General features: G+C 67.6%; 15 protein-coding genes. 7 read left to right on the forward strand and 8 right to left on the reverse strand.

Features of this window, described 5'->3' with window-relative positions; translation table 11 throughout:
• Positions 1-56: 56 nt before the first annotated feature.
• From QYL93_RS00810 to QYL93_RS00825, 4 genes are read right to left on the reverse strand one after another with little or no spacing between them, the layout of a single operon-like run.
• A complete protein-coding gene (locus QYL93_RS00810) occupies positions 57-1,394 on the reverse strand; it encodes an MFS transporter (protein WP_305741884.1) in 1,338 nt (445 codons plus the stop codon).
• Positions 1,395-1,445: 51 nt separating this feature from the next.
• Positions 1,446-2,534: a hypothetical protein gene (locus QYL93_RS00815; RefSeq protein WP_370876920.1), complete on the reverse strand. Its 1,089-nt coding sequence runs from the start codon at positions 2,532-2,534 to the stop codon at positions 1,446-1,448.
• Between the two features lie 9 nt (positions 2,535-2,543).
• Complete coding sequence (locus QYL93_RS00820) at positions 2,544-3,329, reverse strand: SDR family NAD(P)-dependent oxidoreductase (RefSeq protein WP_305741885.1); 786 nt, start codon at positions 3,327-3,329, stop codon at positions 2,544-2,546.
• A complete protein-coding gene (locus QYL93_RS00825) occupies positions 3,326-3,850 on the reverse strand; it encodes an ester cyclase (RefSeq protein ID WP_305741886.1) in 525 nt (174 codons plus the stop codon). Before QYL93_RS00825 ends, QYL93_RS00820 begins: the two co-directional genes overlap by 4 nt.
• A 217-nt stretch (positions 3,851-4,067) precedes the next feature.
• Here QYL93_RS00825 and QYL93_RS00830 point away from each other — a divergent pair, with 217 nt between their 5' ends.
• Positions 4,068-4,784: a Crp/Fnr family transcriptional regulator gene (locus tag QYL93_RS00830; protein WP_305741887.1), complete on the forward strand. Its 717-nt coding sequence runs from the start codon at positions 4,068-4,070 to the stop codon at positions 4,782-4,784.
• Between the two features lie 9 nt (positions 4,785-4,793).
• Here QYL93_RS00830 and QYL93_RS00835 read toward each other — a convergent pair whose 3' ends face one another.
• Positions 4,794-5,531 (reverse strand): TetR/AcrR family transcriptional regulator, encoded by a 738-nt coding sequence (locus QYL93_RS00835; RefSeq protein WP_305741888.1) that lies wholly within the window; start codon positions 5,529-5,531, stop codon positions 4,794-4,796.
• Between the two features lie 309 nt (positions 5,532-5,840).
• Between QYL93_RS00835 and QYL93_RS00840 the strand changes: the two genes are divergently transcribed.
• The 6 genes from QYL93_RS00840 to QYL93_RS00865 all read left to right on the forward strand — a co-directional run bounded on the left by QYL93_RS00840 (position 5,841) and on the right by QYL93_RS00865 (position 14,775).
• A complete protein-coding gene (locus QYL93_RS00840; RefSeq protein ID WP_305741889.1) occupies positions 5,841-7,193 on the forward strand; it encodes an NAD(P)-dependent oxidoreductase in 1,353 nt (450 codons plus the stop codon).
• A gap of 44 nt (positions 7,194-7,237) precedes the next feature.
• A complete protein-coding gene (preA, locus tag QYL93_RS00845; RefSeq protein WP_305741890.1) occupies positions 7,238-8,545 on the forward strand; it encodes an NAD-dependent dihydropyrimidine dehydrogenase subunit PreA in 1,308 nt (435 codons plus the stop codon).
• A 194-nt stretch (positions 8,546-8,739) separates the two neighbouring features.
• Positions 8,740-10,197, forward strand: a complete 1,458-nt coding sequence (locus QYL93_RS00850; protein ID WP_305741891.1) for an NCS1 family nucleobase:cation symporter-1 — start codon at positions 8,740-8,742, stop codon at positions 10,195-10,197.
• Between the two features lie 73 nt (positions 10,198-10,270).
• A complete protein-coding gene (hydA, locus tag QYL93_RS00855) occupies positions 10,271-11,722 on the forward strand; it encodes a dihydropyrimidinase (RefSeq protein WP_305741892.1) in 1,452 nt (483 codons plus the stop codon).
• A 24-nt stretch (positions 11,723-11,746) separates the two neighbouring features.
• A complete protein-coding gene (locus QYL93_RS00860; RefSeq protein ID WP_305741893.1) occupies positions 11,747-13,003 on the forward strand; it encodes a Zn-dependent hydrolase in 1,257 nt (418 codons plus the stop codon).
• 248 nt (positions 13,004-13,251) lie between these two features.
• Positions 13,252-14,775 (forward strand): methyl-accepting chemotaxis protein, encoded by a 1,524-nt coding sequence (locus tag QYL93_RS00865; protein ID WP_305741894.1) that lies wholly within the window; start codon positions 13,252-13,254, stop codon positions 14,773-14,775.
• Positions 14,776-14,831: 56 nt separating this feature from the next.
• Here QYL93_RS00865 and QYL93_RS00870 read toward each other — a convergent pair whose 3' ends face one another.
• From QYL93_RS00870 to pncB, 3 genes are all read right to left on the reverse strand, one after another.
• Entirely contained in the window at positions 14,832-15,881 is a 1,050-nt protein-coding gene (locus tag QYL93_RS00870) for a bifunctional nicotinamide-nucleotide adenylyltransferase/Nudix hydroxylase (protein WP_305741895.1), read from the reverse strand.
• A 13-nt stretch (positions 15,882-15,894) separates the two neighbouring features.
• Positions 15,895-17,595, reverse strand: coding sequence for an NAD+ synthase (locus tag QYL93_RS00875; RefSeq protein WP_305741896.1), 1,701 nt, complete (start codon positions 17,593-17,595; stop codon positions 15,895-15,897).
• Between the two features lie 144 nt (positions 17,596-17,739).
• Entirely contained in the window at positions 17,740-18,927 is a 1,188-nt protein-coding gene (gene pncB / locus QYL93_RS00880; RefSeq protein ID WP_305741897.1) for a nicotinate phosphoribosyltransferase, read from the reverse strand.
• Positions 18,928-18,951 lie beyond the last annotated feature (24 nt).

The following is an 18,951-nucleotide window of genomic DNA, read 5'->3' on the forward strand; positions in this document are numbered from 1 at the left end:
TGGGGGTGGGGCAATTTGTCCCACCCCACAGGGCGGTCCAGGGTAGTCCAGGGCAGTCAGCGCGTCGCCGGCCGCCCGCGCCCCACGGCCAGCACCATCAGCACCGCCGCCAGCACCAGGGCGCCGCTCAGCAGGTACAGGCTGAGCGTGAAGCCGCCGGTCGCCGTCTTGATGGCGCCCACCATCACCGGCGCCACCACGCCGGCCGTGCCGCCGAGGGTGGTGATGAGGGAGATGCCCATCGCCGCAGCGTTGCGGCTCAGCAGGCTGCCGGGCACGGCCCAGAGGATGGCGAAGGCGCTGGAGATGCCGATGGAGGCCAGCGACAGGCACGCCACTGCGGCCACCGGGCTGTGCATGAACAGGGTGGTGAGCGACAGGCCCGCCGCGCCGATGCAGGCCGTCACCGCGAAGTGCCAGCGCCGCTCCTGCCGTCGGTCGGAATGCCCGGCGATGAGCAGCGTGGCCACGATGCCCGTGACTGCCGGCACCACCGAGTACAGGCCGATCTGCATGACCGACAGGCCCATGGACTGCAGCATGGTGGGCTGCCAGAACGACATGGCGTAGATGCCCAGGATCACCAGGAAGGAGACGAAGCCCAGCAGCCACACCTGCCCGTTGCGCAAGGCGCTGCCGAAGCTGCTGCGCGCATCCGCGCCGCTGGCGGCCTGGTCGCGCGCCAGGTCGTCCTGCACCTGGCGCTTTTGCGCGGGCGTGAGCCAGCGGGCGGCCTGCGGCCCGTCGTCAAGCAGGCGGTAGGCGAGCACGGCCAGCAGCACGCAGGGCAGGCCCTCCACGATGAACAGCCACTGCCAGCCTTGCAGCGACAGCAATCCATCCAGGTAGGTCATGGTCACGCCCGCCAGCGGCCCGGCGACGATGGGCGCCGCGCCGTAGGCCATGAAGAACAGCGCAGTGACCTTGGCCCGGCGCTGCGAGGGAAACCACAGCGTGAGGTAGAACAGCACGCCGGGTGCAAAGCCCGCCTCGAACACCCCCACCAGGAAGCGCAGCACATAGAACTGCGCCGGCGTGGCCACCCACAGCGTGGCGGCCGAGGCCAGGCCCCACAGCCCCATGATGCGCAGCAGCGTGAGCCGAAAGCCCACGCGCGCCAGCAGCATGTTGCTCGGTATCTCGAACAGCGCATAGCCGATGAAGAAGATGCCCGCCCCCAGACCGAACACCGCGTCGCTGAAGCCCAGGTCGCTCTTCATCTGCAGCTGGGCATAGCCGATGTTGGTGCGGTCCAGGTAATTGAACACGTAGCACGCGAACAGCACCGGGATCAAGCGCCAGGCGATCTGGCGGTAGGTGGCGTCGTCGGTGGCGGTTGCGGGCGTTGGCGAGGCGCCCGCCTCGGCGGGAAAGAGGGCGGCGGGGGAGTTCATGGCGTTTGTCTCGTGTTGTGTGTTTTATGTGGGGGAAATCAGCGCGCCGGATCAGGTGATCTGCTGCAGCGCGCCGGACGTGGTGGCACCCCACAGGTGGCTGGTCGGCGCCCCCGGAAACAGCCAGTGCGGCGAGCACTCGCTGGACGGCACCACGTTGCTGAAACCGTGCGTGGCCGACATGCCGGCGATGGTCTTCTCCAGCACCATCGACAGGTACTGGTCGACGCTGCCCTCCTGCGTGTTGCCGTTCAGGATCACCTCGGAGCCGGTGGCCTTCGCATAGCGGCGTATGCCGTTGTGGCGCGAGGCCTCGGGCGCCCAGCTGTCGGCGCTGACGCCGTTCTCGCTGCTCACGCGGATACCGTCGCCCGTGCGGTACACCAGCGAGTGGTTGCCCTCGGTGTGTCCCGGCGTGTGCACCAGTGCAATGCCGCGCCCCAGTTGCACGCTGCCGTCGAAGGGCACGATGCGTTCGGGCGCCACGCCTTGCAACCCCTCGGGGCAGTACCAGTCGGCCTGCGTGGGCAACAGGCCCGCCACGCTGGCCAGCTCCTGGCGGTGCACCAGCAGGCGCGCGTTGGGCAGCAGGCCGCGCTCGCTGCCCGTGCCCAGCCAGCGGCGCAGGTTCTGGGTGTGCAGATGGTCGTAGGTGATGAAGTCGATCTGCTCCGGTGCCACGCCCACCGAGGCCAGGGCCTGCAGCACCGTGCCGTGCACCGGCGCGATCACGCCGTGCAGAAACTTCGGGGTCTGCTCGCTCAGGCGCTTGAAATAGGGCGTCTCGCTGCCGGTCTCGAAATCGGCGGGGGTGAACAGCAGGTTTCTGAGTTGCCCCTCAAAGTCCTCGAACTGCACGAGCACCGTGCGCGCCAGCAGGTGCACCATGAGCGGCTTGAGCAACTGCTGCGAATACACGCCGTTGAAGGCGTACCAGGCCGGGTAGGGGATGCGCAGCAGGTCGAAGCTGCGCGCATAGCGCACGGCCGGTTCGCCGAGAAAGCGCTCGCGGAATTGCTCGCCCGCGCGGCGCAGCGCGCGCAGTCGGTCCTGCGGCGTGGGGGCGCTGCGTGCGCCGTCGAAGTCGGCCACCGGCTGCAGCAGACTGGCCGGCGAGAGGGGTTCGGTCATCATGTTCATGGGGTCTCCTCAATACAAAGAGCGGCCGCCCGATATGTCGAAGACCGCCCCAGTGCTGAACGAGCAATCGGCTGACGCCAGCCAGGCCGCCATGGCGGCCACCTCGGCTGGTTCGACGAAGCGGGCCATGGGCACGCGCGACAGCAGGGCCTGGTGCAACTGGGCGCGGTGTTCTTCGGGAACGCCGTCGAACACGCCGGTCTCGGCAGCCGACGGGGTGATGCAGTTCACCAGCACGCCTGCGGTGGCCAGCTCCTTGCCCAGCGACTTGGTCAGCGCGATCAGCCCGGCCTTGGAGGCCGAATACGCAGCATTCAGGCCATTGCCCTCCTTGCCCGCGACCGAGGCGATGTTGACCACGCGCCGCCCGAGCGCGGGTGCGCGCTGACTGGCCAAGTCGGCCAGCATCTGCGGCACCAGCGCGCGGCAGCACAGGAAGGCGCCCGTGAGATTGATGTCGAGCACCTCACGCCACTGGGCCGCGCTGTGCTCCCAGGTGGGGACCAGCGGGCCCAGCACGCCGGCGTTGTTCACGAGCACGGTGGCCGCGCCCAGTGCTACGGCGCTGGCCTGGGCGGCGGCCAATATGGCGGTCTCATCGCGCACGTCGGCGGCGGCGGTGAACACGCGGCCCGGCGCGTCCAGCGCCTGCGCTGCGGCCTGCAACTGGCGGTCGCTGATGTCCCAGAGCGAGACGCTCGCGCTCTCGTGCAGGAAGCGGCGCGCAATCGCCAGGCCGATGCCCTGGGCCCCGCCGGTCACCACCGCGTGGTGGCCCTGCAGGCGTCCCATCATGCCGTGGCCTGTTCGGGCACCGGTGCTTTGCCGGAGGTGGCCGCCTGCCCGCCCAGCAGCGAGCCGATGATGCCGGGCAGCGCGGCCGGCGGCACGCCCACCAGCAGCTGGCGCAGCATGGTCAGCGTGTCGAAGTACACGCGCTCGCAGACCAGGTTTTCGGCCTCGTCGAAGATGAACAGCGCGATCATCCGGCAGCGGAAGGTGTTGCCCGTGGCGGGCAGGGCAGCGAGCGGCCCCTCGTGCGTGCCCAGCAGCCAGAACTCCACGATGACCGAGTCACCGGCATGCCGCAGCTCGATGATTTCGTGCCGCTGGTCTGGGAATGCCTGGCGCGTGGCGGTGTAGTAGCGGCGCACGTCCTCGTTGCCGTCGTGCACCTCGCCGGTGGGGATCAGCTCGTAGTGCGGGTGGGGGAAGGTGCCGAGCACGGCGTCGAAATCCTGGCGGGTCTCGTCGGCGAAGTGGTCGAGCACGGTCTTCTCGCGGCGGGCATTGCGTTCGGTGGTGGGGGTGGTCATGGGGGCGTCCTTCAGGTCGATGGCGGTTCAAGTAGTGCGGCGACCCGAGGGGCTTGCCGCGCACCGGTCCACTATCCGCAGGCCGCCCCGGCGAGACTGTCCGGTGTTGGCAATTGGGGGTTGGTACAAACCCGGGGATGTCCGCTGCGCGTCGCCATGGTTACCCCCCTTGCCCACACAATGGCTGCCGCCAGCCACCTCGCCCCGAGCGCACGCCATGCCTTCCCAGTCCGAACCGGCACCCGATACCGACCTTCCGGCCCACCTCGGGCACCGCGCCGACGAGCGATTGCGCTTGCCGAAGGAGGTGCAGGACGCCCTGCTGCAGGTGGCGCACCGCCGGCAGCTGCAGCGCGGCGACTCGCTGTTCCTCAAGGGCTCGGCGCCCGACGCGCTGTTCGGCATGGTGCAGGGCGCCCTGCGCGTGAGCGTGGCCGCGCCGGACGGGCGCGAGGCCGTCATCGCCGTGCTGGAGCCGGGCCACTGGTTCGGCGAGGTCTCGCTGTTCGTGGGCCAGCAGCGCGTGTACGACACCTGCGCCGTCGAGCCGTCGGAGGTGGCCGTGGTCCAGGCGGCAGATTTCCACCACCTGATCGCCACGCAGCCGGCGCTGCACATGGCCTTCACGCGGCTGGTGTGCCTGCGGCTGCGCCAGGCCCTGGCCTGGATCGACGACGCCATTCTGCAGCCGCTGTCCGTGCGGCTGGCGCACCGGCTCGTGACGCTGGACAGCCGGCCCGCCAGCGCGGAATCCACCACGGTGGTGCTGGCCGTGTCGCAGGAGGATCTGGCCTTCATGCTCGGCGTCTCGCGCCAGAGCATCAACCGCCAGCTCAAGCAGTGGGAAGAGGAGGGGATGCTGCGCGTGGGCTACCGCGTGGTCGAACTGCTCGACCGCGAACGCCTGGCCCGCTACGTGGCACAGGCCGCTTGATGCCGTCCTTCAGTCCGCCCCGGGCGGGTTGTCCAGCGCCGCGTCAGGCTCCAGTGCCTTGATCACCATGCGGCAGATCAGCTCCTCGGCCTTGCCGTAGTCGCGTTCGGTCAGCGCGGGCTTGCCCAGCAGCAGCGCGAACTGCGCCTCCTGCTCGGCATAGGCCTGGGTCACCGACCAGATGATGAACATCAGGTGCGTGAAGTTCACGCGCGCGATGCGGCCCTCGCGCGCCCAGCGCTCGAAGGTGCGCACCTCGGCCTTGAGCAGCGGCCCCACCCGCGCGGCGATGGCCTTGCCATAGCGTGGTGCACCGGCAATCACCTCTTTGGTGAATACCTTTGCACCATTGGGGCGCTCGCGCGAGTAGCGCAGCTTGGCGCGGATGTAGCGGCGCAGCGCCTGCTGCGGGTCGTCGCTGTGCGACAGGTCTTCCATCCCGGCCAGCCATTGGGTCAGCACGTCGTCCAGCACGCGCTGGTACAGCGCTTCCTTGTTCGGAAAGTAGTACAGCAGGTTGTGCCGGCTGATGCCGATGGCCGCCGCGATGCTCTCAAGAGAGGCGCCCTCGAAGCCGAACTGCGCGAAATGGTTTTCCGCCTCGGTCAGTATGCCCTGCTCCTTGAGCAGGCGCGACGCGGTGGGCGCCTTGGCGGCGGTCTCCGCGGCAGGGGCGGCCGTCGGGGGGCTGAGGGCTTCCGGGCGCCGCCGGGTGGGGGCGGGGGAGGGCTGTCGGGCGTCGGTCATTGCACCATTGTGTGTCAATGTGGCTGGCAAAAGCCTGGCATGCGGCTTGCTGTAGGGATTTTACTTATTGGTAAATTTTTACTGGTTGGTAAATTCAACGACAGCAGGGCACCGGTGCAGCCAAAGCACCGGGCACCTGCAACCCCTAGCGAGGCCCACGATGAAACCTCCGGAATTTGCGGCTGCATGCCCTTGTGCATGCACTGTTTGCGCAGCCCCCTGCCGCCGTCCGTGCGGATCGGGCTACGCCGCTGCGTTGCCGGCGTGCAGCGCCCCCGCCCCCACCCTGACCCTGCCGGAGGAAATCTGATGGACACACCCGCAAGCCACGCCTGCGGCATTCATGCCGCACGCCTGAACCTGGCCGACTACGCCACCCGCTTTGGCGACGCCCACCCGCCCTTGACCCGCCCGCAGGCGCTGATCGAGGCCGAGCGCTGCTACTACTGCCACGACGCACCTTGCGCCACGGCCTGCCCCACGGGCATCGACATCCCCTCCTTCATCCACCGAATCGCGCAAGACAACAACCGCGGCGCCGCCCGCGCCATCCTGGAGGCGAACCCCCTGGGCGGCATGTGCGCCCGCGTCTGCCCCACCGAGGTGCTGTGCGAACAGGCCTGCGTGCGCAACACCAATGAGGACAAGCCGGTCGAGATCGGCTCGCTGCAGCGCTACGCGACCGACGCCTTCTTCGCCAAGCCCGGTGCCCCGCTGTTCCAGCGTGCCGCGCCCACCGGCAAGCGCGTTGCCGTGGTCGGTGCCGGGCCCGCAGGCCTGGCCTGCGCCCACGGACTGGCGGTACGCGGCCACGACGTCGTGCTGTTCGACGCCCGCCCCAAGCTCGGCGGCCTCAACGAGTACGGGCTGGCCAGCTACAAGACCACCGGCAACTTCGCCCAGAAGGAGGTCGAGTGGCTGCTGTCGGTGGGCGGTATCGAGGTGCGCACGCGCCAACTGCTGGGCCGCGACATGACCCTCGACAGCCTGCTGGCCAGCCATGATGCAGTGTTCCTAGGCGTGGGCCTGTCGGGCGTGAACGCTCTGGGCATCGCCGAGCCCACGGCCACCGGTGTGCGCAATGCCGTGGACTTCATTGCCGAGCTGCGCCAGACCAGCGACCTGTCCACCCTGCCCGTGGGCCGCAGCGTGGTGGTCATCGGCGGCGGCATGACGGCGGTGGATGCCGCGGTGCAGTCGCGCAAGCTGGGTGCCGAAGAGGTGACGATTGCCTACCGCCGCGGGGCCGAGAGCATGTCCGCCTCGCACGTCGAGCAGGAGTGGGCGCAGACCAACGGCGTCACCATCCGCCACTTCGCTGCGCCCAAGGAGGTGCTCAGTGCCGATGGCGCTGTGACCGGCGTGCGCTTTGCCGCCACGGCCCTGGAAGGCGGCCGGCTCATTGAAACCGGTGAGAACTTCGTGATCCCGGCCGACATGGTGCTCAAGGCCATTGGCCAGACCTATGTGCCCGAGCCCGTGGGCCAGGCCATCGCCCTCACCGGCGGTCGCATCGCTACCGACGCGGACGGCCGCACCAGCCTGGCCCGGGTGTGGGCCGGCGGCGACTGCCGGGCCGGCGGGCGCGACCTGACCGTGGAGGCCGTGGAGCACGGCAAGGTGGCAGCCGTGTCCATCCACGCCGCGCTGCAAGGCGCCTGAGCCCGCGCCACTGCGCAACCATCCCTACACCGGAGCACCACACCATGGCCGACATCCGCAGCAATTTCCTGGGCATCAGCAGCCCCAACCCCTTCTGGCTGGCCTCAGCGCCGCCGACCGACAAGGAAGTCAACGTCACCCGCGCCTTCGAGGCCGGCTGGGGTGGCGTGGTCTGGAAGACCCTGGGCGAGGACCCCTCGGTCGTCAACGTCAACGGGCCGCGCTACGCCACGCTGATGTCGCAGGACCGGCACGTGATCGGGCTGAACAACATCGAGCTCATCACCGACCGGCCGCTGCACACCAACCTCGAAGAGATCAAGCGCGTCAAGCGCAACTGGCCTGACCGCGCCATGATCGTCTCGCTCATGGTGCCCTGCGAGGAGCAGAGCTGGAAGAACATTCTGCCGCTGGTCGAGGACACTGGGGCCGATGGCATCGAACTGAACTTCGGCTGCCCGCACGGCATGAGCGAGCGCGGCATGGGCGCCGCCGTGGGCCAGGTGCCCGAGTACATCCAGATGGTGACGGCCTGGTGCAAGCACTACAGCCGCCTGCCGGTGATCGTCAAGCTCACGCCCAACATCACCGACGTGCGCCAGCCGGCGCGCGCGGCCAAGGCCGGTGGGGCCGATGCGGTGTCGCTGATCAACACCATCAACTCCATCATGGGCGTGGACCTGGACCGCATGACCATGAGCCCCAGCACCGACGGCTGGGGATCGCACGGCGGCTACTGCGGCCCGGCCGTCAAACCCATCGCCCTGAACATGGTGGCCGAGATCGCGCGCGACGCGCAGACCGCGGGCCTGCCCATCAGCGGCATCGGCGGCATCACCACCTGGCGCGACGCGGCCGAGTACATCGCGCTGGGCTGCGGCACGGTGCAGGTGTGCACCGCCGCCATGGTCTACGGCTTCAAGATCGTGCAGGACATGTGCGACGGCCTGTCCAACTTCATGGACGAGCGCGGCTACAAGACCATTGAAGACTTTAAGGGCCAGGCCGTGCCCACCGTCAAGGACTGGAAGAACCTCAACCTCAACCACATCGACAAGGCCGTCATCAACCAGGACGCCTGCATCCAGTGCGGCCGCTGCCACGTGGTCTGCGAGGACACCTCGCACCAGGCCATCACCTTCACCAAGGAAGGCGGCGTGCGCAAGTTCGAGGTCAACGATGCCGAGTGCGTGGGCTGCAACCTGTGCGTCTCCATCTGCCCGGTGCCCGAGTGCATCACCCTGCGCAGCCTGGAGCCTGGGGAGGTGGATGTGCGCACGGGCAAGGTCGTGACCGGCGAGTACGCCAACTGGACCACCCATGCCAACAACCCGCAGCGCGTGGTGGCTTGAAATGGCTGGCCACCGGTGCTCAATCGCAACGCAGTGTTGCGCTGCATCTGGCGCAGTGCCCCGCCGGTCGATAGCATCGCTCGCTTCCCCCGGAACGTGAATATGTTCCTGCCCGCCATCTGCCAGCACCGGAGCGCCGAACCAGACAGCGGGTTGTGTGCAACCCCAACGAAGTCTTTCACAGGAGTACAGGCATGACCAACAGTACCGGCAGCACCGCCCACGCGGCGGGGCATTTGCCCGGCGCAGCATCCAATTCGCTCGCCAACGAAGATCTGCTCCCTACCACCCCGGCGCAGCGCCACTGGGCGTGGAAGGACTATGCCGCCCTGTGGGTGGGCATGGTGGTCTGCGTACCCACTTACACCATGGCCAGTTCCATGCTGGACCAGGGTTTCACCTGGCAGATGGCGGTGTGGCTGGTGTTTTTGGCCAACTGCATCGTGCTGATTCCCATGGTGCTCATCGGCCGCGTCGGGCCGCGCTACGGCGTGCCGTTCCCGGTGCTGGCGCGCGCCTCTTTCGGCGTCAAGGGCGCCAACCTGCCGGCCGTGCTGCGCGGGCTGGTGGCCTGCGGCTGGTTCTCCATCAACTGCTATTTCGGCGCACTGGCGCTGCACGGCTTCCTGAACATCCTGGGCATGGGGCTCGCGGGGCCGGCCGACGGGCAGACCATCAGCACCTCGCAGTTCATGTGCTTCTTGGCGTTCTGGGCGGTGCACCTCTGGTTCATCTGGAAGGGGCCGGAATCCATCCGCCTGCTGGAGGTGATCGCTGCGCCGCTGATGGTCGGCGCCTCGGTGCTGCTGGTCGTGGTGCTGATGATGAAGGTGCCCGCTGGCCAGCTGTTCAACCTGCCCGCCAAGGTGGTGGAGGGCGGGCCCAAGACCTGGGCGGCGCTGACCGGGCTGGTGGGCTTCTGGGCCACGCTGGCGCTGAACATTCCCGACTTCACACGCTTTGCGCGTTCGCAGAAGGACCAGGTCATCGGCCAGGCCATCGGCCTGCCCATTCCCATGGCGTTGTTCTCCATGGTCGGTGTCATCGGTTTCTCGGCCTCGGCCATCCTCTACGGCAAGGCGCAGCTGTTCCCTGACGGACTGCTCACCCAGATGGGCAGCCTGGCCGCCGGCATCGGCCTGCTGGTCATCCTGCTGGCCAACCTCACCACCAACGTCGCGGCCAACCTGGTCTCGCCCTCGTACGACTTCAGCCAGATCGCGCCATCGAAGATCAGCTTTCGCATGGGCGGCATGATCGCCGCGCTCATCGGCCTCCTGTTCATGCCCTGGAAGCTGCTGGCCACCTCGGGCGGCTACCTGTTCACCTGGCTGGGCGGCTACGGCACGCTGCTGGGCGCCATCGCCGGCATCCTGCTGGTGGACTACTACCTGGTGCGCAAGGGCGAGCTCAAGGTGGACGACCTGTACCGCCGTGGTGGCGAGTACGAGTACAGCAACGGCTGGAACATCCATGCGCTGGTGGCGTTCTTCCTGGGCGTGCTGCCCTGCCTGCCGGGCTACCTGGCGGTGTCGGGCGTGCTCGACAAGGGCTCCGTCCCGGGCCTGCTGCAGTCGCTGTTCGACTTTGGCTGGTTCTTCAGCCTGGCCGTCGCCGGCACCTACTACTACCTGACCGCGAAGAAGAAATGATGACCCGCCCTGCAGCCGGACTTTGCGGCCGGCTGCAGGCTGGCCACCCCTGCAACCCCTGAAGGAGAACCCCATGAGCCAAGCCCTTGTGATCCGCGGTGGCACCGTGGTCAATGCAGACCGCGAGCAGCGCGCAGACGTGCTGTGTGTGGATGGCCGCATCGTGGCCGTCGGGGAGGGGGCGGCCGGGCAGGCGCCTGCGGGCGCGCAGGTGCTGGACGCCAGCGGCCAGTACGTGCTGCCCGGCGGCATCGACCCGCACACCCACATGCAGCTGCCGTTCATGGGCACTGTCACCATGGACGACTTCTTCACCGGCACGGCGGCGGCCCTGGCGGGCGGCACCACGAGCATCATCGACTTCGTGATCCCCGACCCGCAGGAGCCCATCATGGACGCCTACCGCAAGTGGCGCGGCTGGGCCGAAAAATCGGCGGCCGACTACAGCTTCCACGTCGCCATCACCTGGTGGAGCGAGCAGGTGCGCGCCGACATGGGCACGCTGGTGCAGGAAGAGGGCGTGAACAGCTTCAAGCACTTCATGGCCTACAAGAACGCCATCATGTGCGACGACGAAACCCTGGTGAACAGCTTCAAGCGCGCGCTGGAGCTGGGCGCCATGCCCACGGTGCATGCCGAGAACGGTGAGCTGGTGTACCTGTTGCAGCAGGAGGTGGCCAAGATGGGCATCACCGGCCCCGAGGGCCACCCGCTGTCGCGCCCGCCCATGGTCGAGGCCGAGGCCGCGAATCGCGCCATCGCCATTGCCGACGTGCTGGGCGTGCCGATCTATGTGGTGCATGTGAGCTGCATGGAATCGGCCGACGCCATTGCCCGTGCCCGCGCGCGCGGCCAGCGGGTGTACGGCGAGGTGCTGGCCGGCCATCTGTTGATCGACGACAGCGTGTACCGCGACCCCGACTTTGCCAAGGCCGCCGCCTACGTGATGAGCCCGCCCTTTCGCCCCAAGGGCCACCAGGAGGCGCTGTGGCGCGGCCTGCAGTCGGGCCAGTTGCATACCACGGCGACGGACCACTGCACCTTCTGCGCCGCGCAGAAGGCCATGGGCAAGGAAAGTTTCGCCAAGATCCCCAACGGCACGGGCGGTGTGGAAGAGCGCATGGCCGCCATCTGGGATGGCGGTGTGAACACCGGGCGCCTCACGCCCAGCGAGTTTGTGGCCATCACCTCGGCCAATGCGGCCAAGCTGTTCAACATCTACCCGCGCAAGGGCTTCATCGGCGAGGGTGCCGACGCCGACCTGGTGCTGTGGGACCCCGAGGGCACCAAGACCTTCTCGGCCAAGACCCAGCACAGCAAGGGCGACTTCAACATCTTCGAAGGCCGCACCGTGCGCGGCATCCCCAGCCACACCGTGAGCCAGGGCCGCGTGGTGTACGCCAACGGCGATCTGCGCGCCGAGCAGGGCCAGGGCCGCTACCTCAAGCGCCCGGCCTTCGGCGCCAACTTCCAGGCCGTGCAAAAGCGCGCCCAGGACCTGGCGCCCACCGCGGTCGCCCGCTGATAGAACCGCACTCCGGAGAACACCATGGACACCCAAGTCAAGACCGACATCGACAGCCTGCGCATCAACGGCGAGCGCCTGTGGGATTCACTCATGGAGCTGGCCCAGATCGGCGCCACGCCCAAGGGAGGCGTGTGCCGCCTGACACTGACCGACCTGGACAAGCAGGGCCGGGACCTGGTCACGCGCTGGGCGCGCGAGGCCGGCATGAGCGTGACCATCGACCAGATCGGCAACGGCTTCATGCGCCGTCCCGGGCGCAACAACAGCCTGCCGCCCATCATGACCGGTAGCCACATCGACACCCAGCCCACGGGCGGCAAGTTCGACGGCAACTACGGGGTGCTGGCCGGCATCGAGGTGGTGCGCACCCTGAACGACCACGGCATCGAGACCGAGGCCCCGATCGAGGTGGCCTTCTGGACCAACGAAGAAGGCTCGCGCTTCGTGCCGGTGATGATGGGCTCGGGCGTGTTCGCCAAGGCCTTCACGCTGGAGCATGCCTACGCCGCCACCGACACCGAGGGCAAGACCGTCAAGGGAGAGTTGGAACGCATCGGCTACATCGGCGAGCAGGTGCCGGGTGACCACCCCATCGGCGCGTACTTCGAGACCCACATCGAGCAGGGCCCGGTGCTGGAGGACCACGACAAGACCATCGGCGTGGTGACCGGCGTGCTCGGCATCCGCTGGTACGACTGCACCGTCACCGGCATGGAGGCCCATGCCGGGCCGACGCCCATGGCCCTGCGCAAGGATGCGCTGCAGGTCGCCACGCACCTCATGCAGGAGGTGGTGGCCTGCGCCCACCGCCACCCGCCGCACGGGCGCGGCACGGTGGGCATGGTGCACGTGCACCCCAACAGCCGCAATGTCATCCCGGGCCAGGTCAAGTTCAGCATCGACCTGCGCAATGCCACCGATGCGCTGTGCGAGAGCATGGACCAGGACATCCGCGCCGTGGCCGCTAAGTTGAGCGCCGACACTGGCCTGCCGATCGTGATCGAGCAGGTTTCGGCCTACCCGGCGCAGGTGTTCCACGCCGACTGTGTGGACGCGGTGGCGCGCGCTGCCGCCAAGCTGGGCTACTCCAACATGCCCGCCGTTTCGGGCGCGGGGCACGACGCCGTCTACATGGCGCGCCTGGCGCCCGCCGGCATGGTCTTCATCCCCTGCAAGGACGGCATCAGCCACAACGAGATCGAGGACGCCAAGCCCGAGCACATCACGGCGGGCTGCAATGTGCTGCTGCACGCCATGCTGGAGCGCGCAGGCACCTGAGCCTGCCCACCCTCGCCGTCGTTGTGGCTGCGCGACACGCCGAGCGGGTTTTACATTTGGCGCTTTGGCTGAGCCTGAGAAGCTGTCCTGGCCTCGCCGCGTTTGTACACGCGGTTTTGCGGCCTGCTGCGCCCGTCATTCAGATGTGACAAAACCGTGACAAACACGGGTTTTGATTAAAAATTGGGCAACTCGGGTGTATCTTCTGGTTACGTCTTGTTCCGTATCCTGAGAGAGAAAGCCCGCCCATGAAATTGCGAACCCGAATCCTGTGGCTGTGTGCGGCCACCCTGCTAGGGTTGGTCGTGCTCTCCGCCGTGGCGTTGACCACGCTGTACCAGTCGATGATGAAGGAGCGCACGGCGCAGCTGTCCAACCTGGTGGTGCTGGCCCATGCGGCGGCGCAAAAGGCCCATGACCAGGAGAAAAGCGGGGCGCTCTCCAAGGAGGATGCGCAGAAGGAGGCCAAGCGCAACATCGGCAGCTTCGTCGACAAGGACAAGTACTTCTTCGTCCGCGGCTTCACCGACGACGTGAACTACGTGCATCCCAACCCCAAGCGCATCGGCATCGTCGATGAAAAGGGCGGCAAGGAAGCCGGCGTGCGCTACCGCGCGGCGCTGCAGGGCAAGACCATCGGCACCGTGATCGCCAAGGGCACGCGCCCAGGTGCCAAGGACGAGGTGGAAAAGCTCTACGCCGTCATCAAGTTCGAGCCGTGGGACTGGACGATCGGCTTTGGCGACTACATCGACGACATCGACCACGCCTTCTGGCGCGAGACGGCCATCCTGCTGTCCATCGGCGCCGTGCTGATGCTCGTCATCGCGCTCATGGCCTGGCAGATGCTGCGCACGCTGGTGCACCAGCTCGGCGGCGAGCCCCAGTACGCGGCCGACGTGGTCACGCAGATCGCCGAGGGCAACCTGGCCGTGGAGGTGATTACCCAGCCGGGCGACCAGACCAGCATCCTGCATGCCATCCGCGCCATGCGCGACAACCTGGCCCACCTGGTGCGCCAGGTGCGCGACAGCACCGATTCGATCAACACCGCCTCGGCCGAGATCGCTGCCGGCAACGGCGACCTGTCGGGCCGCACCGAGTCGCAGGCGAGTGCCCTGCAGGAGACTGCGGCATCGATGGAGCAGCTGACCTCCACCGTGCAGCAGAATGCAAACAACGCGCGCCGTGCCGACGAGCTGGCGCGCGCCGCCTCCGACATGGCCGTGCGTGGTGGCGACGTGGTGCAGCAGGTGGTGGGCACCATGGGCTCCATCGACCAGTCCTCGCGCAAGATCGTGGACATCATCAGCGTGATCGACGGCATCGCTTTCCAGACCAACATCCTGGCCCTGAATGCGGCTGTCGAAGCGGCACGCGCAGGCGAACAGGGCCGGGGCTTTGCCGTGGTAGCCAGCGAAGTGCGCAGCCTGGCGCAGCGCAGCGCCGCTGCCGCCAAGGAGATCAAGGGCCTGATCGACGACTCCGTGGCCAAGGTCGGTGTGGGCACCCAGCTCGTCGAGCAGGCCGGCTCCACCATGCGCGAGGTGGTCGACGGCGTGAAGAACGTGACCACCATGGTGGCCGAAATCAGCGCTGCCAGTGCCGAGCAGAGCGCGGGCATCGCCCAGGTGAACCAGGCCATCTCGCAGATGGACCAGGGCACGCAGCAGAACGCCGCGCTGGTCGAAGAGGCCTTGGCAGCCGCCCAGTCGCTGAGCCAGCAGGCCGTGGCGCTGGCGCAGACCGTGGGGCAGTTCCGCGTGGCTTGATCCCTGTCGGGCCTCTCCAAAGGCAGGGCTCGCCCTGCCTTTTTCGCTTCCAGGCGCTATGCGGTTTGCGTGGCCGATCCGGTCAGCCCCAGAAAGTGGTCCAGCATGTGGAAGTGGTCTTCGAAGAATTCCTCTTCCATGCCCGCCAGCTCGGCAATCGGCGTCCACTGCACCTGCTGGGCATCGTCGTCGGCCTGCACGGTGGGGAATGGGGCCTTGCCCAGATCGAAGTAGTGCGCATGCGTGAGCGTGCGCCCGCGCTGGCTGCGGTCGGGGTGGTCGAACACGGCTACGGTCTGCAGCGCGGCACGCATGGTGGCCTCGGGCAGATTGCAGTGGGTTTCTTCCACCAACTCGCGCAGGCAGGACTGCCACACCGTCTCGCGCTGCTCGATGAAGCCGCCGGGCACGGCCAGTTGGCTCTTGCCGGGCGCATGGGCGCGGCGGATCAACAGCACATGGTCCTGGCAGCGCAGCACGGCGTCGACCGTCACGAACACGGGCGGGTAGGGTGCTGCGGACCAGGCCTCGCGGTAGCGGCGCAGCATGCGCCATTCTTCCTGCAGGGCCGCGAAGTGCGGCGTCTGTGCAAAGCGTTCGAGAAAGGCCAGCGTGCTCGCGGGCATCTCGCCGCGCAGGTCGTCGAGTGCCGTGCGCACGGTGGTCGGCGTGGCACCGAAGTAGGCGTCGCGGATGGCCGTGGCGTCGATGCGGCCCTGGCGCTCCATGTGGATCAGCTCCCAGCCCGGGAAGGCACCCAGGTAGCTGCTGGTCGCGTCCTTGAAGTGGCCGACCAGGCCGATGCGGCCTGCCTCGGGCGCGATGCGGGCCACGCCCTCGCGCACGGCCTGTACCCACACGGCCTCGTTGTAATAGTCGCGCACGGGCAGCACCTGCACGCGGGTTCGGTCGGCCTCGGGCAGGGCCTCGCGCAGCATCTGCTCGCGTTCGGCCGCGGTGAAGGGGTTCTTGGGCGAGCGGGCCTGCCAGGCCGAGCCCATGACCACGATGACCCGGTGCGCGCTGTCCAGCGCACGCTGCAAAAGGGCCATGTGGCCCTGGTGGACCGGCTCGAAGCGGCCGATATAGAGGGCGGTGTCGTACATGGGGTGTATTGGATCAGACATAGCGGGCCGCGATCGGCATCTGCCGGCCGCTGCCGAAAGCGCGTGCGCGCACGCGCACGATGGGCGGCGCCTGGCGGCGCTTGTACTCGTTGCGGGCGACCATCATGCGCACGCGCTGCACCAGCGTGCGGCCGTCGTCACCCTGTTCGAGCTGCTGTACGAAGGCCCGGGCGGCATCGTACTCGGCAGGTGCCAGACGGTCGCCTTCGATCAGCATCTTCAGAACCTCGTCGAGCACCGGGTAGGGTGGCAGGCTGTCCACATCGCGCTGGTTCGGGGCCAGCTCGGCCGAGGGCTCCTTGTCGATGATGGCCTCGGGGATCAGCTCACGGCCGGCATGCGCGTTGATGTGGCGCGAGAGGGCGAAGACCTCCGTCTTGTACAGGTCGCCAATCAGCCCCAGGCCGCCGTTGGTGTCGCCGTACAGTGTGCAGTAGCCCACCGAGATTTCGGACTTGTTGCCCGTGGTCAGCAGCAAGTGGCCGAAGGCGTTGGAATACTCCATCAGCACCGTGCCGCGGATGCGGGCCTGCAGGTTTTCCAGCGGCAGTCCTTGCAGCACCTGGCCGAAGCTCGCCTCGAACTGCTGCGCATAGACCGCCACCAGGTCGGCGATGGGGTGGGTGAGCAACTGCACGCCCAGGTTGCGGCACAGGGCCACCGAGTCGTCCACCGAGCCGCTCGATGAAAAGCGCGAGGGCATGGTGATGCCCACCACGTTGTCTGGCCCCAGCGCCTGGGCGGCCAGCGCCAGGGTCAGCGCGCTGTCGATGCCGCCCGAGCTGCCCACTACCACCTGCTTGAAGCCGCAGCGCCGCGCATAGTCCGCCAGGCCCAGCACGATCTGCTGGCGGTAGAACTCCATGGTGGGCAGGCCTTGCGCGGGCACGGGTTCGGGCGTCTCACCTTCGGCGGTGGAAAAGCGGCCGTTGTCGAACTGCAGGGTGCACACGTCTTCCACGAAGCGCCGGGCCTCAAAGACGATGCCGGCCTCGGGCTCCACCGCGAACGAGGCGCCGTCGAACACAATCTGGTCGTGCCCACCGATCTGGTTCACGTACAGGATGGGCAGGCCGTTGCGGCGCGAGGCGTCGCCGAAGATCTGGTGGCGCTGCTCGCGTTTGGCGATGTGGCTGGGGCTGGCATTGATGCTCACCACCAGGTCGGGGGCAGCGTCGCGCATGCGGTCGAAGGGGTTGGTCGCGTAGTCGGCGCCGCTGTCGTTCCAGCCGTCCTCGCAGATCAAGAGGCCCACCTGGGCATTGCCGATGCGCAGCACCTTGGCCACGTCGGGCCCGGGCTCGAAATGGCGGCGCTCGTCGAAGATGTTGTAGGTGGGCAGGAGCTGCTTGGCATAGCGCAGGCGCACCTCGCCGGCTTGCAGCACCAGCAGGCTGTTGTGCAGCCGCTTGCCGGGCCCTTGCGCGGGCGTGGGCGCGCCCACCACCCAGTGCAGGCCGGGCAGCTCGGCCGATGCCTGCTGCAGCGCGGCCAGCCCGGCGGCCACGCGCTGCTGAAAGGCGCTTTCCTCGAGCATGTCGCTCGGGTAGTAGCCGCACAGCGCGAGTTCGGTGAAGACAGCCAGATCGGCCTGCTCGCTGGCGGCCTGGCGCGCGGCGGCCACCATGCGCGCGACATTGCCTTCGATGTCGCCGACGGTGAAGTTGAGTTGGGCAAGGGTGATGCGGAGCATGCGTGCTTTTCCTTGTGGCGAATCTATGTGCTTGCAGAGCGCTGAAAAACTCAGCGAAGCGGTCCTGGCTAGGCGTTTCGTCGCAGACAGTACTGAAAGTACGGCAAGACGGAACAACGACGCCAGGAGAGTTTTCTCAGTCGCTCATCCCTTGACATTGAATACTTGGCGCAGGTAGGCCAGAAAGGTCTCATCGTCGCACAGGGTCTTGCCGGGCGTGTCCGACAGCTTGGCCACGGGCTGGCCGTTGGCGCGCGTGAGCTTCATCACGATGTTCAGTGGCGTCTGCCCCATGTCGTTGGTGAGGTTGGTGCCGATGCCGAAGCCCAACTGCGTGCGGTCGCCGAAATGGCGGTAGAGCATGAGGGCACGCTCCAGGTTCAGGCCGTCCGAGAACACCAGCCGCTTGGTGTGCGCATCGATGCGCAGCCGCGCATAGTGCGCCAGCGCCTTCTCGCCCCAGGCCACCGGGTCGCCCGAGTCGTGGCGCAGGCCATCGAACAGCTTGGCGAAGTACAGATCGAAGTCGGCCAGGAAGGCGTCCATGCCCACGGTGTCGGTCAAGGCGATACCGAGGTCGCCCCGGTACTCCTGCACCCACTCTTCCAGCGCGGTGTTCTGAAAGTCGCGCAGCCGCACGCCCAGGGCCTGGTAGGTCTGCAGGTACTCGTGGGCCATGGTGCCGATGGGCACCAGGCCGAGGTCGCGCGCCAGCAGCACGTTGGACGTGCCCTTGAACCACTGCGGTGTTTCTCTTGCAAACGTCTGCACCACCTCGCGCTGCCAGGCGCCGCTGTAGCGCCGGCGCAGGCCGAAGTCGAACAGCTCGAAAGGGTGGCGCAGCGTGGCTTGCTGGGCCAGGTCCTTGAGTGTCTGCACCTTGGCGGCCAGGCGGCGGCGCCCTTCGGCCAGCGCCGAGGCCGGGTCGAAGCGGCGGAAGTACAGCTCGTTGACGATGGCCAGCACGAAGATCTCGAAGCCCATCACGTGCACCTGCGGGCCGCGGGCCACGATGTGCAGTTGGCCGTTCACTGCAGAGGCCTCGATGAAGTTGCGCTGGAACTGGAAGATGCGCAAAAAGTCGATGAAATCGCTCTTGATGTAGCGCAGCCCACCCACATAGGCCAGTTCGTCGGGCGCAAAGCGCAGCGTGCACAGGTGGTCGAGCTCGGCGTTCACCTCGTCCAGCAGGTCGGTGAGCGGGTAGGCGCTCTGGTTGCGGCAGACGAAGCGGTACTCGCTCTGCGTCTGCGGGTGGCCGTGCAGCAGGGCCTGCCACATGGTGAACTTGTAGAGATCGGTATCGAGCAGGCTTTGGATGACGTGGCTCATGGTGGTTCCTCGTGAATGGGGTCG

The organism is Acidovorax sp. A1169 (genome assembly GCF_030704685.1).
Taxonomy (GTDB): domain Bacteria; phylum Pseudomonadota; class Gammaproteobacteria; order Burkholderiales; family Burkholderiaceae_C; genus Acidovorax.

Bases quoted from the DNA above. Each gene is read 5' to 3' on its own strand.
- QYL93_RS00810 (WP_305741884.1), bottom strand. From the start codon at position 1,394: ATGAACTCCCCCGCCGCCCTCTTTCCCGCCGAGGCGGGCGCCTCGCCA.
- QYL93_RS00815 (WP_370876920.1), bottom strand. From the start codon at position 2,534: ATGAACATGATGACCGAACCCCTCTCGCCGGCCAGTCTGCTGCAGCCG.
- QYL93_RS00820 (WP_305741885.1), bottom strand. From the start codon at position 3,329: ATGATGGGACGCCTGCAGGGCCACCACGCGGTGGTGACCGGCGGGGCC.
- QYL93_RS00825 (WP_305741886.1), bottom strand. From the start codon at position 3,850: ATGACCACCCCCACCACCGAACGCAATGCCCGCCGCGAGAAGACCGTG.
- QYL93_RS00830 (WP_305741887.1), top strand. From the start codon at position 4,068: ATGCCTTCCCAGTCCGAACCGGCACCCGATACCGACCTTCCGGCCCAC.
- QYL93_RS00835 (WP_305741888.1), bottom strand. From the start codon at position 5,531: ATGACCGACGCCCGACAGCCCTCCCCCGCCCCCACCCGGCGGCGCCCG.
- QYL93_RS00840 (WP_305741889.1), top strand. From the start codon at position 5,841: ATGGACACACCCGCAAGCCACGCCTGCGGCATTCATGCCGCACGCCTG.
- preA (WP_305741890.1), top strand. From the start codon at position 7,238: ATGGCCGACATCCGCAGCAATTTCCTGGGCATCAGCAGCCCCAACCCC.
- QYL93_RS00850 (WP_305741891.1), top strand. From the start codon at position 8,740: ATGACCAACAGTACCGGCAGCACCGCCCACGCGGCGGGGCATTTGCCC.
- hydA (WP_305741892.1), top strand. From the start codon at position 10,271: ATGAGCCAAGCCCTTGTGATCCGCGGTGGCACCGTGGTCAATGCAGAC.
- QYL93_RS00860 (WP_305741893.1), top strand. From the start codon at position 11,747: ATGGACACCCAAGTCAAGACCGACATCGACAGCCTGCGCATCAACGGC.
- QYL93_RS00865 (WP_305741894.1), top strand. From the start codon at position 13,252: ATGAAATTGCGAACCCGAATCCTGTGGCTGTGTGCGGCCACCCTGCTA.
- QYL93_RS00870 (WP_305741895.1), bottom strand. From the start codon at position 15,881: ATGTACGACACCGCCCTCTATATCGGCCGCTTCGAGCCGGTCCACCAG.
- QYL93_RS00875 (WP_305741896.1), bottom strand. From the start codon at position 17,595: ATGCTCCGCATCACCCTTGCCCAACTCAACTTCACCGTCGGCGACATC.
- pncB (WP_305741897.1), bottom strand. From the start codon at position 18,927: ATGAGCCACGTCATCCAAAGCCTGCTCGATACCGATCTCTACAAGTTC.